General features: G+C 42.8%; 12 protein-coding genes. All 12 read right to left on the bottom strand.

The features are described 5' to 3' along the window. Positions 1–81: 81 nt before the first annotated feature. The 12 genes from minC to mutS all read right to left on the bottom strand — a co-directional run bounded on the left by minC (position 82) and on the right by mutS (position 17,310). Positions 82–759 carry a septum site-determining protein MinC gene (gene minC / locus RHS_RS02005; protein ID WP_044289979.1) on the bottom strand — a complete coding sequence of 226 codons (678 nt, stop codon included), beginning with the start codon at positions 757–759 and terminating at the stop codon, positions 82–84. Between the two features lie 199 nt (positions 760–958). After that, positions 959–3,850 (bottom strand): penicillin-binding transpeptidase domain-containing protein, encoded by a 2,892-nt coding sequence (locus RHS_RS02000; protein ID WP_047832197.1) that lies wholly within the window; start codon positions 3,848–3,850, stop codon positions 959–961. Then, on the bottom strand, positions 3,843–4,361 hold the full coding sequence (gene mreD, locus RHS_RS01995; protein ID WP_027294089.1) for a rod shape-determining protein MreD: 519 nt from the start codon (positions 4,359–4,361) through the stop codon (positions 3,843–3,845). The genes RHS_RS02000 and mreD overlap by 8 nt, the downstream gene beginning before the upstream one ends. Before the next feature lie 21 nt (positions 4,362–4,382). After that, the gene (gene mreC, locus RHS_RS01990; protein ID WP_063837247.1) at positions 4,383–5,348 is read right to left on the bottom strand and encodes a rod shape-determining protein MreC; all 966 of its coding nucleotides are present in this window, start codon (positions 5,346–5,348) and stop codon (positions 4,383–4,385) included. Between the two features lie 12 nt (positions 5,349–5,360). Beyond that, positions 5,361–6,371 (bottom strand): rod shape-determining protein, encoded by a 1,011-nt coding sequence (locus RHS_RS01985; protein WP_027294090.1) that lies wholly within the window; start codon positions 6,369–6,371, stop codon positions 5,361–5,363. Between the two features lie 21 nt (positions 6,372–6,392). Continuing rightward, positions 6,393–7,088 carry a DNA repair protein RadC gene (radC, locus tag RHS_RS01980; RefSeq protein ID WP_027294091.1) on the bottom strand — a complete coding sequence of 232 codons (696 nt, stop codon included), beginning with the start codon at positions 7,086–7,088 and terminating at the stop codon, positions 6,393–6,395. Positions 7,089–7,227: 139 nt separating this feature from the next. Continuing rightward, positions 7,228–8,817 (bottom strand): NAD(P)/FAD-dependent oxidoreductase, encoded by a 1,590-nt coding sequence (locus RHS_RS01975; RefSeq protein ID WP_027294092.1) that lies wholly within the window; start codon positions 8,815–8,817, stop codon positions 7,228–7,230. A 41-nt stretch (positions 8,818–8,858) separates the two neighbouring features. After that, positions 8,859–10,079, bottom strand: coding sequence for an NAD(P)/FAD-dependent oxidoreductase (locus RHS_RS01970; protein ID WP_047832196.1), 1,221 nt, complete (start codon positions 10,077–10,079; stop codon positions 8,859–8,861). A gap of 21 nt (positions 10,080–10,100) precedes the next feature. Then, positions 10,101–11,393: a methionine gamma-lyase family protein gene (locus RHS_RS01965; RefSeq protein ID WP_047832195.1), complete on the bottom strand. Its 1,293-nt coding sequence runs from the start codon at positions 11,391–11,393 to the stop codon at positions 10,101–10,103. Positions 11,394–11,467: 74 nt separating this feature from the next. Then, a complete protein-coding gene (gene miaA, locus RHS_RS01960; RefSeq protein WP_047832264.1) occupies positions 11,468–12,412 on the bottom strand; it encodes a tRNA (adenosine(37)-N6)-dimethylallyltransferase MiaA in 945 nt (314 codons plus the stop codon). Positions 12,413–12,434: 22 nt separating this feature from the next. Further along, the gene (mutL, locus tag RHS_RS01955; RefSeq protein WP_047832194.1) at positions 12,435–14,519 is read right to left on the bottom strand and encodes a DNA mismatch repair endonuclease MutL; all 2,085 of its coding nucleotides are present in this window, start codon (positions 14,517–14,519) and stop codon (positions 12,435–12,437) included. Between the two features lie 160 nt (positions 14,520–14,679). Further along, a complete protein-coding gene (mutS, locus tag RHS_RS01950) occupies positions 14,680–17,310 on the bottom strand; it encodes a DNA mismatch repair protein MutS (RefSeq protein ID WP_047832193.1) in 2,631 nt (876 codons plus the stop codon). Between the last annotated feature and the right edge of the window lie 14 nt (positions 17,311–17,324).

Genomic DNA, 17,324 nt, shown 5'->3' with positions numbered 1-17,324 from the left:
TTATTTATTTTCGTTATCTGGTGTGTTTTCATTCTTTAATGCCCCATCAGCCTGACGGGGGGATTTGATTTCAATTGGTTGTTAAAGGGAGATGTCATTTAACGCATCCTGAGATATGTTTTTAACAAAGATATGATCATCTTTTATGTAAGCAATCTTGGGATCAATGGCATATTCCCCGGTATCTGCCTTTTTTGTGATTGCGCTTCGCGCTATTTTATCGGCAATGCGTATCTGGTTAGGTTTCATCACCAGTGCGGCAACAAAGCATTCCCGGTTGCCGCTGGCACCTGCATATACATTTCCACGGCAGGAACCAAGTACTACTATATTGCCTTTGGAAGTCACGATCCCCCCTGGATTTACATCCCCGAGAATAATAATGCTGGTTTCAACCTCCAATACCTGCCCTGCACGCAGTGTACCTTTATAGAACTGTCCGTCACGCCTGTCCAACTCTTCCATAGCAGCAGTGACGGCATTTTTATAGTACTCTTCATCGTCTTTTCTTTCGTCTACCACACATAGGATATGGATTCTTGAATTATTTACAATGGCAGAAACCATGTCTTTCTCCTGCTGTTTCGTAAGTACTCTCCCCCGAAAGGTAATCGCCATTTTAGCATCCTGGAAAAAATTTGTAGATTCCAGGAATTTATCTGCGACTGCCTGAAGCAATTCATCAAAGGGAAGTTTATCATCCAGTATTACAATAAGTCCATACTTATTGCTTTTAATAATGACGGAACTTTGATTCATAGTGATACCCATCGCATATTGCAGATAAGACTGCAATGCTGCCACAAATAAAATAGGTTGAAAGAAGCACAGCGTGGCGTCCTTTCATTTCTCAATTTTCTTTCAACCCTGACATCGTTCAGTACCGCAGTAATTTGGGGTACCGCCTGTATCAGACAGTGTAAAGGGATTCCTTTACACGCTGCCTGACAGATGGATGTTAGTCGAATCTCTGAGTGTTTGCGTCTACCTGAATAGCATGTCCAGGTATAATTTCATCTGCTTCCTTGTTTTTAAATATATAGTTCACCATATCCCCTGCAACAGAAGCTGCATTGGTAGAGGTATAACCATTAGTGATTCGAACGGCGATGGCGATTTCCGGGTTATCGTAAGGTGCATACCCAACGAAAAGAGCATGACTGGGTACGCCTGTTTCCTGTGCCGTACCGGTTTTACCTGCCATATCTGTTTTGATATTTTTTAGAATATTATTTGATTTTACCATTTCATTCATACCTGTATGAATAGCAGTCCAGAGTTCAGGATCCAATTCAACATTATTATGAACTTTTGGTTTTTTCTCTTCCAGTACACGGTTATCGGAATCCGAAATTTTATCAAGCAGTGTCAGGTCGTAACAGGTTCCTCCATTTGCTATCGTTGCTACATATCTGGAGAGCTGTGAGGTTGTGAATGCATTGGTACCCTGTCCCATTGCGGATGGTGCCATACCATTGTCGGAAATATGAGGATCTGTTTCACCGATTTCAATTCCGGTAGGAGCATCGAAACCGAACATCTCAGCATATTTAGCAAGCTTTTCGATACCTACTTCATCTACGGCTTTGCCATCTTCTGCACCTACGTCACCTAACGTATAACCAATCGTGTTGAAATAGAAGTTACAGGAGTCACGTAGTGCAGTAACTAACGACTCGGCACCGTGTCCGAATTTGTTCCAGCAATTGATTGGCGGATCAACTAAGTCAAAAGTACCGGTACAATTAATTGTATCATAAATTCCAATAACACCTTCGGTAACACCTGCGGCAGCCGTCACCATCTTATAGGTAGAACCGGGAGCCGTAATTTCCTGAGTTGCCTTATTATAAAACGGGCTGGACAAGTCAGTAGCCAATTTTGCATAATACTCGGAATCCATATCATTTGCCAGCCTGTTATTATCATAACTCGGATAAGTCACACAGGCAAGTACTTCTCCAGTATTCGGGTCATTTATTACCAAAGATCCGGAACATGGATCAAGCGCTAACTGCGCAGGGGTAAGTTCCAGGCTGTAAATTTTGGCATGTACAAAGTCAAATGCAGTCAGACTGCCGGAGGCAAGGGAATTATAATCTTCCTCGTTCATTTTAATAACACCCTGGTCAAAGAGCATCAGACATACATCAGTAGCACTTAACGTATCGGATTCTATCATATATCGATAGATTTTTTTACTGAAATGCGTGTCCGTAGATAAATATTTCGCAATATAGTCGGAAAGCGCGCTGTATACTTCTTTGGAATCCAGATATTCCGTATCTACCGGTATTTTGGAGATGTCAACCCAGTTTTTTGAAATTGCATAAGTTAAATACTCCTGAAGGCTGATACTCCCGTCATTCGTCCATGCCAGATATGTTTCATCAGATTTATCAATAGCATCTTTCTGCAGAATACCGGTTCCTTCCATCAGCATATTATTAACCACATAGGTCATATAGGCCTGCATATCTTTACCCAAGTCTTTATAAGCCGCCGGTGAATCCGAGGTCAGTTCCGATTTGATAGCAGCAAAAACATTGGACTGTTCACTTAAAAACTGTTGGTATACCCGCTTTTCCGTTGTACTGGCATCTGCTGATGAAATATGGTTTACATCCAGAACGTTGTTTTCAAAAAGCGCGTAATATACGTCGTATACCGGAATTTTGATATCATCTGTGGTAGCATAATCTTCTATATTCACTTCTTTCGTATCGATAAGCATGGTGTAAACAATACCGGCTATATACTGTTCCAGAATCCGGTATGCAGCTATCTGGTAATCGGTATCAAGTGTCAGCTGAATGTTATTTCCGGCCTGGGGTTCCACACGGTTATCTTTTTTAAGAATTTTTCCAAGGTTGTTTACATATACTCTTTCAGAACCTTTTAATCCCTGAAGCTGGTTTTCATAAACCTGTTCCAGACCGATTTTACCTACAATGTCGTTTTGGTTATACACTTCACTGTCTTTGTTCAGCTCATTTAATTCTTCGGAAGAGATCTGACCGGTATAGCCGATAATCGGCGCAAAATAGATGCTGTTATCATAGACCCGGATTGTGTCATCCACTACATCCACACCTGGATATTTATCTTTGCTTTCCATAATTGTGGACATGGATTTATCACTGATATTGGTAGCCAGAGTTGCCGCTAAATATTTTTGGAAACTGTTTGCGGCTATTTTGCTTCGCATTATTACAATACTGAGAGTTTCTTCTTTTGTCAACGTTTTCGGAAGACCATATTTAGCCAGTTCTTCTTTTGTATTTTCTTTGGAAAGTACACCGTACCCTTTCTCTGCGCAAAGGTCATCCATCATCTGGGAGGCGGATGCATTGGTCTGCGCCTCGGTCAGGTTTTCAATATAAGCCTGTCCATAGATATCTGCTTTAAATCGCAGCAAGTTTGTTCCGCTGTAGACAAATTGATACTCTCCGGCACTGTTCAGGGTAATTCCAAAATTATCGGTTACTTTATCTCCATTTTTTTCGAGAATCTTCAGTATGCCATACATGCTGCCATTCAGGGCAAGATTTTTTTCATGCATGGTAAGGTTATCGTAAGCTCCGGTATCTTCAAATGAAACAGAATGGGCAAGCTTATTATAAGCCAGTAACTTTCCGTTTCGGTCCGTGATGATTCCCCGGGTACTTTTTAGAGTTCTCTCTTTTTCAATCTGCATGGTAAAGTCGTTCAGGTAACTCTCACCTTCTACAATCTGCAGTGTGAATAAGCGGTATACCAGTATAAATGCAAGTATCAGGAATACGACTACAAGTATTACCATACGCGACTTTGCTGCTTTTGAAATGGTATCTTTTACATACTTAAACAAAACTATTTACACTCCTCTGTTCTGACTTCTCCAGTTTACGGTTGATAAATAATAGTATACGGTAGCACAGAAATGTCAATACAATGGTATAGATGACCTCCGGCATGATAATCCGCCTCAGATAGAAGAAGAAGTCAACTCTTCCACGAAGCAGGAACTGGAATCCATAAACAATGATTCCATATACCAGGTCACTGGCAGCGGTTAAAACAACCGGCATTTTAATATCGTCATCATAAAATATGTGGTAGCAGAATCCGTTTAAATAACCAATATACATATAGATGATGGCATGGAATCCCATGGTATCACCAAAGAGAAGATCTGCCATGAGTCCACAGACAAAGCCAATCCACAGTCCGGAACGTTTACCTCTCATCAGCCCAAAGGATACAGTCACAATGATCAGTAAATTTGGTGTAATAGAAGCGATAGAAAGTGCCGGCAGCAATGTGCATTGTAGAATAACACATATTAACAGCACAAAAAAAAGTATCACCTTGCTTTTCATATCTTATCTCCTATCTGTATGTTACTCAACGGACTTAGGTGCTTCCGTTGACTGTGATTCCGTCTCAGATGATGTTTCACTTTCGGTATCACCGGTTTCGTCCAGACCTTTGGCTTCCGTCTGCTTTGGTTCCGTCTCTTTAGTTTCGATCTGCTGTTTTAAAGATTTGATTACCAGTACTTCCTGGATATCTCTAAAATCAACAGCCGGAGAAATATATCCGGATTTTGTCAGGTGGTTAGAATCGTCATTTATCTCGCTGATGTAACCAATCAATATGCCAGGCAAAAATTTACTGCTGACATTGGAAGTAACTACTTTATCTCCAACACTTACTTTATTGTCGGTATCCGTTAATTTAATCAGGTTTACCTTATCTTCATCGATTAACCTGAGATCACCGGCAATAATACATTGTTCATTCGTTGGGGAAACCATAGCGCCTACATTGCTGTAATCGTCTATAATGGAACGGACAGTAGACCAGTTCGGCCCGACTTCGGTAATGATTCCGGCAAGGCCTCCGCCTGCCAGGACATTCATATCTACTGCAAATCCGTCATTGCTGCCCTTGTCGATAGTAAACATATGGAACCAGTTTCCGCTTTGTTTTGCGATTACTCTGGCGCCGACTTTTTCGTAGTCTTCATACTGATGATCCAGTTCGTAGAGATCTCTAAGACGGTTTAATTCTTCCTGATCCTGAATAAGACGGGTATTTTCAATCGTCAGATCATCCACTTTTTTCTGCAGGGATTTATTTTCAGTAACCAGATCTGCAGAATTCTGGAAATAATCCCCTTTTCCAGCGATCCAGGTTCCAACCTGGTTAATACCGCTTTGCAGGGGGGTAATTACAAATTCGCCAACCTGCTTCAGCGGTCCGCTGCTCATATCTACTGTGAAAGACAGTACAATCATAACACCGCATACAGCTGAAATGATCAGTAAAATTGCTTTGCTTTTTATCGAATTCTTTTTCTTCATAACGATTCCTCTTTATATGGTATTTCCTGTTAGATCTTTTAATGAATAAGTACACGTTTCTAATTCTTTATGATTCATGATAGCAAGAAGTCCGCGAAGTGTACTGGTAACAGGTTCTCTGACAAGATATACGGGAACTTCCAGTTCTCTTCTCATATATTCCGCCAGGTTCGGTATCCCGGAGACACCGCCGCTTAGATAAATGCCGTTTTTCCGGATATCTGCCAGAAACTGCGGTGGTATGCGGTTCAGTGTACTTTTTATGTTCTGGATAATGCTGTCGATGGTTTCCATGATACAGACACTTACAGAAAGAGACGGTATCACAGCGCTTTTAGGCAATCCGGACACCGTACTGATACCATATACTTCAAGGGAAGCAGCCGGCCCATCAATGATGTAAGCCAGGGCATTTTTCAGTTTATCTGCCGTCCGCATACCAATGTTCAGCTGAAACATACGCCGTACCATGGTACAGATATCTTCATCTAACTTCCGGCCTCCATACTGGAGCATTTTACTGAGCAGTATCTGCCCGCCGGTTAATACGGAGATATCAGTGGTACCGGCTCCGATATTTACTACCATGTTTCCAATTGGTACATCGATGGGAAGTCCAATGCCTATGGCATCAGCGACTCCTTTATCAACCAGACAGATTTTTTTCGCTTTAATATTACCGCTTAACACATTGTAATATGCCCGCTTTTCCACTGCGGAAATGTCACTTGGAACGGCAATATAAATCGTTGGATGAACTGGTAAAAGGGAAGAACACCGTCGCAGAAGTCCCACGAGAAGCAGTTCCATATTTTTGGCATCAGCAATTGCACCATGCATCATAGGACAGGCGGCCTGTACATTCACAGGCGTCTTTTCATACATTTCGTATGCTTCGTCTCCGATGCCGATAACCTGGAGCTCGTCCCGGATTGCAATCATATTTTTCTCTGCAATCATTATTTTATTATTTTTATCACATATTTTTATCGTGTCTGTGCCAAGGTCAATTCCTAATAACATGGCTTCTTCTCTCCCTCATAGTTACAAAAGTCCTCGTTCTTTGAAGCTTAAATACTTTTTATCACCAATAATAATATGATCCAGCAGTTCAATGCCAATCATAAGACCTGCATCCCGGATCCGCTTGGTTAAAAGGATATCCTCTCTGCTTGGAGAGGGATCACCGCTTGGGTGATTATGCACAAGGATAATAAATACCGCATGATGATGCAGCGCTTCCAGATAAATTTCCCGGGGCGTAATCAGTGCTCCGTTTACCGTTCCCTTTGAAATTATATGGTCACACAGGAGCCTGCTTTTGGTATTCAGCATTAATAAAAGCATCTGTTCCTGGGTACAGTGACGGAAATCTTCCATATAATAGTCTGCAATGGTTTCCGGTTTTGTAAAGCATAGGCTGCCCTTTGCAGAAGATTTTGCAATTCTTCTGGACAATTCCACAATGCACTTGATCTGTATGGCTTTTACTTTTCCGATTCCCTTCATTTTCATAAGGTCGGAAATACTTAAGTGATGGAGACCCAAAAGGTTATGTTCTACTTTTGAACATTGCAAAACCTCCTGTGCCAGTTCCAGTGCCTGAATCCCCTGGGATCCGGTCCTTAAGATAACAGCCAGAAGTTCAGCGTCTGACAGCACCTGTGCTCCCATCGCAAGGCATTTTTCATAAGGCCTGTCATCTGTAGGTAATTCTTTCATTGTAATTGCTTCATTCATAGTATTCCCTTTCAAGCTCTCCCGGCAGGAAGCCTTGAATCAGGATTTATCCTGTCAAAACAAGACTATAAATAATCATCATTTTATCATAGATTTATGACAAAGTACACACTTATTAATCTTAAAATTTTGTGATGTCTTAAAAAGAATGGAATTTTTTGATAATAGCTTCCGCTACTTTTAAGCCGTCCATTGCCGCACTGGTGATCCCTCCTGCATAGCCGGCACCCTCCCCGCAGGGATACAAACCGCCTATGGTACTTTCAAAGAAATCATCTCTTGTAATACGCAAAGGAGATGACGTCCTGCTCTCAATTCCGGAAAGAATGGCATCTTTTCTTGCAAAACCCCGGATCATATGGTCAAAGCCCAGAATGCCCTGTTCGATTGAGTCGCCCAGGAATTTTGGCAGACATTCTCTTAAATTCCCAAAGTCATATGCACCTTTTATTGCTGGAGCAAAATCACCAAGCCCGCTGCTGCTGCGATGTTTTACAAAATCCTCAAACAGCTGTACCGGAACTTTGCCATTACACAGCTGATAAGCTTTCTGTTCAAGACTCTGCTGAAATCTGGCACCGCTCAATGGATCTGTCGCACCGTAATCTTCCGGTGTGATCGTTACGACGATGGCGCTGTTCGCATTCTTACCGTCTCGTTTCTGATAACTCATACCGTTTACTGCAGTCATGTTGTTTTCAGAAGAGGCATTTACCACATAGCCACCCGGGCACATACAGAAGGAATATACACCTCTGCCGTTATCCAGTTTTTTCGTAAGCTTATAATCAGCCGCAGGCAGCGTTTTCAGTTCGGTTCTTGCATATTGGGATTCGTTTATCATACTCTGTGGATGTTCGATACGAAGTCCGACAGCAAAAGATTTTGGCGACATAGCAAGCGGTTTCCTTGAAAGCATGGTAAAAGTATCTCTGGCGCTGTGACCGGTTGCAAGAACCACAATTTCGGTTTTTAAGATTTCACTGTCATTGATACAGATACTTTCAAGTTTCCCGTCCCGGATCTGAAGATCTGTCATCTGGCTTTTAAATCGTACTTCTCCGCCCAGACGCTGTATTTCTGTTCGCATATTTTTTACTACGCTGCGAAGGACATCCGTACCGATATGGGGCTTATTCAGGTATAAAATAGAACTGTCCGCACCGGCGTCCACAAATGTTTCCAGTACATAACGGCCGCGGCCTTTGGGATCTTTTACCATGGTGTTTAGTTTTCCATCAGAAAAAGTTCCTGCTCCGCCCTCTCCGAACTGGACATTGGAGGATAGATTCAGGGGATTTCCTTTCCAGAAGCGTTCCACTGTCTCCTGGCGTGCATCTACGTCTTCGCCCCGTTCCAGTATCAATGGACGGTAACCGCATTTTGCGAGAAGCAGGCCGCAGAACAATCCGGCAGGTCCCATTCCTACAATAACCGGACGGTTTTTTAATGCTTCTTCTCCACAAGGCGGTATTTGATAAGAAACCGGCGTGGATTTTACGATTTGGCTGTTTTTGCATTTTTTTAATATCAAATGCTCTTTTTCAACCTCCGCATCGATGGTATAGCTGTATTTGATATCCGGCTTTTTGCGTGCATCTATGGAACGTTTTATAATATGGAAACTTTTTAGTTCTGTTTCCTTTATTTTCAGCTCTTTGCAGATTGCCCTTGTCAAGTCTTCACTGGAATGTTCCGGCTGTAATTTTATCTGGGGAATCCTAATCATTCATATCCTCCTCTTTTTTATCTCATTTTATTCTGTCTATTTTATATGGCACTGTGAAATCCGGCTGCATAACCGCTGGACCATGCCCATTGCAGATTATAGCCGCCGCAGGCTCCGTCAACATCCAGAATTTCTCCCGTAAGGAAAAGCCCTGGGGCGATTCTGGATTCCAGGGTTATATTTTGTACTTCCTTTGTAGGAACACCGCCGGAACACACCTGAGCCTGGGTAAAATCACGGAAACCGCTGATTTGCAACAAACTGTTTTTAATACAGTCAGTAAGTTCTTTTATTTCTTTGGGTGATACGGAAGATGCCGGCTTCGTATTTTTGATTTTGGCCTTTTTCAGTATTACCGTAATCATTTTCTTATTTAAAAGTCCGGTCAGAATCTCTTCTGCCGACCGTTTGGGATAATGAAGGCATCGGTTCTGCATTATTTTTACCAGATCTTCTGTTTGAATATCAGGCATCAGATCCACACTTACCATGACATGTTTATTGTCCTGTAAAGCCCGGACTGCATAACGGCTAAGCTGGAATACCACAATTCCAGAAATGCCGTAATCTGTCCACTGTAATTCACCTGTCTCAGTCAAAATGCAGTTCTGATCTGCATAAAGTGTCAGCCGGGCATGACTGCGTACCCCGGCAAGGCTTTTAAACCAGTCTCCTTTTGCTTTTAATGGCACAAGTGCAGGAAGAGGTTGAATAATCCGGTGTCCCACGCTCTTAGCCAGTTCATAGCCGCTGCCATCTGATCCGGTAACGGGGGCAGCCTTTGACCCGGTGCTTAAGATCACAGCATCTGCCGTATATGTCCAGCTGGCTGTTTGGATCTGCCATTTTCCCTGTGCATGATAAAGCTGTTTTACTTTTTCCATACATTTCAGCTTTATGGAAAGCCTTTTTACTTCCATTAAAAGCAGGTCTAAAACAGCCGATGCCTGTTCCACGTAAGGATAAATATAGCCGCTGCGGTCTTTGAGCAGCAGTCCCAGGTCTTCAAAAAACGCCAGTGTATCCGATACGCCAAATTGCTCCAGAATCTGTTTTACAAATTCCGGGTCACTGGATCGGAAGACATTTGGATCGGACATGGCAGTATTGGTGATATTGCATTTGCCGTTGCCGGTTGTAAGAAGCTTTTTACCTGGCTTTTCCATGCCTTCCAATATGGTGACGGCGGCCCCGTTTCTGGCGGCTGTAATTGCGGCGAGCAGACCGGAAGCACCTGCTCCGATGACGAAAACATTTTTCATAATACACTCCTTATCTTCCGGTTAAGGAAGCTGTACTAAGTCCTTTTCTATCAGCCGCTGCAGAGATTTTAAAATTCCCAGCTTCGCATGCTGCCAGGTAAGCCCTCCCTGAAAATAAACAGCGTAAGGCGGTTTTATAGGACCATCTGCGCTCAACTCAATGGAGGAACCCTGAATGAACGCACCGGCAGCCATGATGACATCGCTGTCATATCCCGGCATTGCCCAGGGTTCTGGTGTAACATAACTGTCCACCGGTGCGGCAGCCTGAATGCCTTCGCAAAAAGCAATGACGCCTTCAGGGAAGCCAAATTCTACTGCCTGTATGATATCGTGCCGGCTTTCCTGCCCGTTTGGAACTACTTTAAATCCCAGTTTCTCATAGATATTTGCAGCAAAAACAGCGCCTTTCAGTGCTCCGCCCACTACGGTCGGGGCAAGGAAAAGACCCTGGTAAAAGGACTGCATGATGCCCAATGTCGCGCCGACTTCTCTTCCCAGTCCCGGAGAGGTCAGACGGTAAGAAGCGTTTTCAATGCATTTCTCGGTACCTGCAATATATCCGCCGATGGGAGCCAGTCCCCCGCCCGGATTTTTAATCAGGGAGCCGACTACCATATCTGCGCCTACATCAGAAGGCTCTATGCATTCTACAAATTCACCATAACAGTTATCTACCATACAGATGATATCCGGATTTATGGATTTCACAAATGCAATTGCCTCGCCAATGGCTGTAACAGACAGTGTTGGACGGGTCTGATAGCCTTTGGAACGCTGGATCTCAATCATTTTTGTCTTTGGACTTAGTGTTTCCCTTATTTTTTCATAGTCAAAACTTCCGTCTGCTAAAAGGTCTACCTGTTTATAGGATACCCCATATTCTGCAAGGGAACCGTTGGAAGGACGGATACCTATGACTTCTTCTAATGTGTCATAAGGTTTTCCGGAAATAGAAATAAGTTCATCACCTGGTCTTAAATTTCCGGAAAGTGCTACTGCCAGAGCATGTGTGCCACAGGTTATCTGCGGGCGAACAAGGGCAGCTTCCGTATGAAAAACACTGGCATAAACAGCTTCCAGCGTTTCTCTACCGGCATCGTTGTATCCATAACCGGTACTGGAGGTGAAATGTTCTGCACATACACGGTTTTGCTGCAATGCGCGGATGACTTTTAACTGATTGAATTCTACGGTTTCATCTATTTTTTCAAAACGGTCTTTGAGTCCGCTTTCGATCTCTTTTCCATATGCAAACACTTTCTTATTAATCCCAAGTGTCTCATACATCTCTTCTATTTTGTAATTATTCATAATATCCTTTCAAAAGCATATGTCAGAGCCTATAGCGTGTCAGAAAGCAATTTTCAGACACGCTATAGAACGTGTTACATTATTTTTTTGTCTTTCAAAATGCTCAGCATAGCTTGGAGTATCTCCGTATTATTATAAGCAAAATGGTCTTTATCCATCCAGGTAACATCTTTTTCCCTCTTAAACCAGGTAATCTGGCGCTTAGCAAAATGCCGGGTATCCCGTTTTAAGATATAAACGGCTTCTTCCAGGGTGCAGTTTCCTTCCAGATAATCCAGGATTTCTTTATAGCCAAGTCCCTGCATGGACACCATTTCTTTGGTATAACCTTTTTCTTTTAACTGCGCCACTTCCTTTAAAAGTCCTTCTTCCAGCATACGGTCTATTCTGATATTTATTCGATCATACAGGTTTGACCGCAAATCATTTAAAACAAAATATGCAAAATTATAAGGGGATTCTTTCTGGCGCTCCTGCTCATTGTGTTCGGAGATGGGCTGACCGGTGTCGTGGTAAAATTCCAGTGCCCGAATTACCCGCTTCACATTGTTTGGATGAATTTCAAAAGCTGATTTGGGGTCTGCTATGCGCAGTTTTTCATGCAGATATTCACTTCCTTTTATGGATGCCAGTTCTTCCAGTTCCTGCCGGTAAGCAATGTTGCCTGTGGTTTCCGTAAAGTCAATATCATATAAAACAGCTTGTATATAAAAACCGGTGCCGCCTGTTAAAATCGGGATTTTTCCTTTGTCCCAGATTTTCTGCATATATTTTTTCGCATATTCCTGGAATTTCACTACATGGAATTCCTCGTCCGGATCAAATTCATCTATAAGATAGTGCGGTATCCCATCCATTTCCGGGGGCTTTATTTTTGCAGAGCCAATATCCATTCCACGGTATACCTGCATTGAATCGGCAGAGATAATTTCGCCGTTTACTGCTTTCGCCAGGGCGATGGATAGCTCGGTTTTTCCAACGGCTGTGGGACCGGTTAATATAATGAGTGGTTTTTTCATAGGAACCTTTCCCTTCTTCAATTTAAACAATACGCTTGAATTTCTTTTCCATTTCATACTTTGTCATAGAAATAATCGTAGGTCTTCCATGAGGGCAGTTGTATGGATTCTCTAATGTGAGAAGTTCGGCAATCAGGTTTTCTGCTTCCATGGCAGTCATTTTATGGTTGCCTTTTACAGCGGCTTTACAGGACATGGAAGCAATTTTTTCGTTAATTACTTCTGCTTTCATACGCCCGGTCTGTTCACCCAGACTGTCCAGCATCTCGATAAACAGATCCTGCTGGGTAATCCCGAATAAATTATCGGGTACAGCGCGAATGGAATATTCCTTGCCTCCAAATGGTTCGATTTCAAAACCGATTTGGGTGAAGTTATCCATGTAACGATTTAACAGATCTTCTTCCTGCATACTGAGTGTCAAAATAATGGGCGGGCTTAAATACTGGGAAGTATAAGTGCGGTCATTGAGATTCTTCATGGTTCTTTCATATAAAACTTTTTCATGTGCCGCATGCTGATCAATGATATAAAGCTTTTCCTGGAATTCAACCAGCCAGTAAGTACCGAATACCTGTCCGATAATCCGGTGCTCGGATACACTTTCCTTCGAAAGCAGTTTTCCTTCAAAGAGGTCCAGCTGCTGGGAAGATTTTATCAATGCCTGGTCCGCCTGATCTGCACCAGCATCTGAATCTGCTGTTTTCTTCAGGTCTGATTCTACCTGCGATTCTGAAGTCTTCTTTAGGTCTGCGGCAACGTCTTTATGCAAAGCTTTATGCAAAGTTCCCGCTGCATCCGTTTGTACAGATGTATCAGCCTGAGCGTCCGGAAGCATATTCCGTTCTGAATGGCTGGCAGGTGTATTTGCCGACGCAGGGGTAACGAATGATGCAGAGGATACGGGCTGACGTGGCGGAACTGGTGGATTTTCTGCAAAAGAACGGGAAGTATCTGATTTCGGTGCAAAAGGTTTTGCCTGCGAGGCCTGATAATTGCTTTTCTCACGCATCTGTTCCAGCCTTTTCTTTTCAAAAGGCTCCGGAATGGATTGCAGAACTTTTGCTTCTTTTATTTTTTCTGTTTTATCTTCTTTGACGGTAACTTCCGGGATCAGTTCTTTCTGAGTCAGCCCTTGCTTAACAGAGTCATAAACCAGCTGGTACATTTTTTCATTATCGGCAAATCGAAGCTCCATCTTTGTGGGATGTACATTGATATCCAGTAAGTCTCCATCCATGGTAAAATGAATGGCGGTAAAGGGATATTTATGCTGCATCATAAATGTTTTATAGGCATCTTCGATTGCCCGGGCAATAATGCTGCTCTTAATATAACGCCCGTTTATAAAATAATTTTCGTAATTGCGGTTTCCTCTGGAAATAATCGGTTTACCGATATAGCCTTTCAGAGATACCTGTTCATTGGCATTTTCCAGGGTGATGAGATGGTTTGCGATGTCACGCCCATAGACGTTGTAGATGATATCCTTCAGGTTATCATTCCCGGAGGTATGCATTTTCGTCTGGTTATTGCTAATGAATTTAAAGGAAACATTGGGATGGGATAATGCCAGACGCTCCATCAGGTCATTGATGTAACCTGCTTCTGTCATACTGGATTTTAAAAACTTTTTTCTGGCAGGAGTATTGAAGAAAATGTTGCGCACAAGGAAAGTCGTACCCTCAGGAGCACCGATTTCTTCTATGGATTTTTCGATCCCGCCTTCAATAATATAACGGGTACCGGTAAGACTGCCTGCGGTTTTCGTAATTAATTCTACCTGGCAGACGGCAGCAATGCTGGAAAGCGCTTCTCCGCGAAATCCAAGGGAAGTAACCCCCAGCAAGTCTTCTACCCGTTTGATTTTACTGGTAGCGTGGCGTAGAAACGCCAGGGGAACCTGACCTTGAACTATCCCTTCTCCGTTATCCGTAATGCGGATCAGAGAAGTACCGCCATCCCGGATTTCAACGGTTACTGCATTTGCGCCTGCATCAATGGCATTTTCCACTAACTCTTTTACCACGGAAGCAGGGCGTTCAATCACTTCTCCTGCCGCTATCTTATCGATTGTCTGCTGATCTAAAACTTCGATCGTCTTCATGCGTATACCTCCTGCATACTGCAGATTAGTCTGCGGTACTGCACTAATAGAAAGTTTGAAATGATTTTTGTTTTCAAACTTATACCTCCTGCATACCGCAGATCAGTCTGCGGTACTGCGCTAATAGAAAGTTTGAAATGATTTTTGTTTCACACTTGTATCACCACCGATTCTTTAACTTATTCTGAAGACGGTAAATTGTGTTAAGTGCATCAATTGGAGTCAGTGTACTGATATCCATCTCCTTTAGTTCCTGAAGAATATCCTGGTCGCTGACCGTATCAAAAAGAGACATCTGCTCTAAATCTACCTGATCATATTTCTTTGTTTTGACTTTTGTTTTGTTGCCGGTGTCAGCCTGGATTTCCCTTGCCTTTGCCGTAATATCCGCATCACTCAGTTCTTCTACCAGCTGTTTGGCACGTTCAATAACGCTATCCGGCACCCCGGCTAATTTTGCAACCTGGATACCATAGCTCTTGTCTGCACCGCCTTTGACTATTTTACGAAGGAAGACAATATCATCTCCTTTTTCCTTTACGGCAATACAGTAGTTATTGACACTGCTTAATTTGCCTTCCAGTTCCGTAAGTTCATGGTAGTGGGTGGCAAAAAGGGTTTTGGCACCTAAAAGTCTTGGATTGCTAATGTGTTCTACCACTGCCCAGGCGATACTCAGACCGTCAAAGGTACTGGTACCCCGTCCGATTTCATCTAAGATCAGCAGGCTGTTGGAGGTGGCATTTCTCAGTATGTTGGCAACCTCAGTCATTTCCACCATAAAGGTACTTTGCCCGGATGCCAGATCGTCAGAAGCACCCACACGGGTAAAGATTCGGTCTACGATGCCGATTTTTGCGTTTGCCGCCGGTACAAAGCAGCCAATCTGTGCCATTAATACAATCAGGGCACTTTGGCGCATATAAGTGGATTTACCCGCCATATTAGGACCTGTGATAATGGAGATACGGTTACTGCCATTGTCCAGATATGTATCGTTGGAAATAAACATATCATTGGATATCATTTTTTCCACTACGGGATGGCGGCCTTCTTTTATATCAATGACCCCTTTTTCGTTGATTATAGGGCGTACAAAGTTATTGCGTTCCGCTATCAGGGAAAGAGAGGCAAATACATCAATTTTAGCCACGGCTTTTGCCGTCGTCTGGATTCGTACAACTTCTGCAGCTATCCGGTCCCGCACATCGTTGAAGAGGTCATATTCTAAAGCAAACAGCTTGTCTTCTGCTCCCAGAATAATATCTTCCAGCTCTTTTAATTCCGGTGTAATATATCGTTCTGCGTTTGCCAGAGTCTGTTTACGTGTATAATAATCAGGAACCATGTTTTTATTGGAGTTGGTAACTTCCAGATAGTAACCAAAAACTTTGTTAAACTTAATTTTTAAGTTTTTGATCCCGGTTTTATCCCTCTCTTTGGCTTCTAATTCAGCCAGCCATGTCTTTCCTTCGGTTTTTGCATGGCGCAGCTTATCGATCTCTTCATTACATCCTTCTTTGATAATTCCACCTTCTTTTATGGTAATTGGCGGTTCATCCATAATAGAGCTGTCGATGAGATCACACAGGTCTTTAAGCTCGTCCATCTGCTCAAAGATATCCATAAGCAGTTCCTTTTTAAAGTCACCCAGCAGGTATTTAATGTGGGGGAGCATGGAAAGGGAACTTTTAAAAGCAATTAAATCTCTGGGATTGGCTGATTTATAACTGATTTTACTGATCAGCCGTTCCAGGTCATATACCGGATTTAAGTATTCCCGAATTTCTTCCCTGGAAATCGCATTTTGATTTAATTCTTCAATGGCATCCAGACGGGAATTGATTTCAGATTTGTCAATGAGCGGCTGTTCAATGAAGCTTCTCAGCATCCTGGCGCCCATGGCGGTCTTGGTCTTATCCAGAACCCACAGAAGGGAGCCGCGTTTTTGTTTCTCACGCAGGGTTTCACACAGTTCCAGATTTCGTCTGGTGGAACTGTCGATAATCATATATTTTCCTGTTACATAGGGAGTAAGGCTGGTCAGATTGGCAAGGGATGTCTTCTGGGTTTCCGTCAGATACTGAAGGATTGCTCCAGCAGCAATGACGCCACAGTCGTAGTCAGCCAGTCCAAGTCCTTCCAGACTGTTTAGTTTGAAATGATCCATCAGGCACCGTTTACACAAATCATCGTCAAAGTACCAGGATTCCAGTGAATATACGGTGATGCCAAGCCTGTTTTTCAGATCATCGATATCCATACCGCTGACATAAAAGGAATGATTGCAAATAATTTCTTTTGGAGAAAATTTGGTGATCTCATCCATTAATTTCCGGGCAGAATCCAGTTCAGTTACAAAATAATCGCCGGTTGTAATGTCAGAAATGGATACGCCGTATTTGTCGGCCATATAGACGATACACATCAGATAATTATTCCGGGTCTCATCCAGAGCCTGGGTATTTAAATTGGTACCGGGCGTTACGATACGCAAAACTTCCCTTTTTACAATTCCTTTTGCCAGTTTCGGGTCTTCTACCTGTTCACAAATCGCCACCTTGTAGCCTTTTGCTACCAGCTTTGTTAAATAGCCTTCTACAGCATGATGAGGAACGCCGCACATTGGCGCCCGCTCCTCCTGTCCACAATTTTTCCCTGTTAATGTAATTTCCAGTTCTCTTGATGCAGTTATGGCATCATCAAAAAACATTTCGTAAAAGTCACCAAGGCGGTAAAATAAAATACAATCTTTATACTGTTCCTTGGTAGCCATATATTGTTTCATCATTGGTGTTAGTTGTT

Origin of the sequence: Robinsoniella sp. RHS (genome assembly GCF_001029355.1) — a bacterium.
GTDB lineage: Bacteria > Bacillota > Clostridia > Lachnospirales > Lachnospiraceae > Robinsoniella > Robinsoniella peoriensis.
Note: the sequence above shows the minus strand (reverse complement) of the source record. Positions and strands in the feature narration are given on the sequence as shown.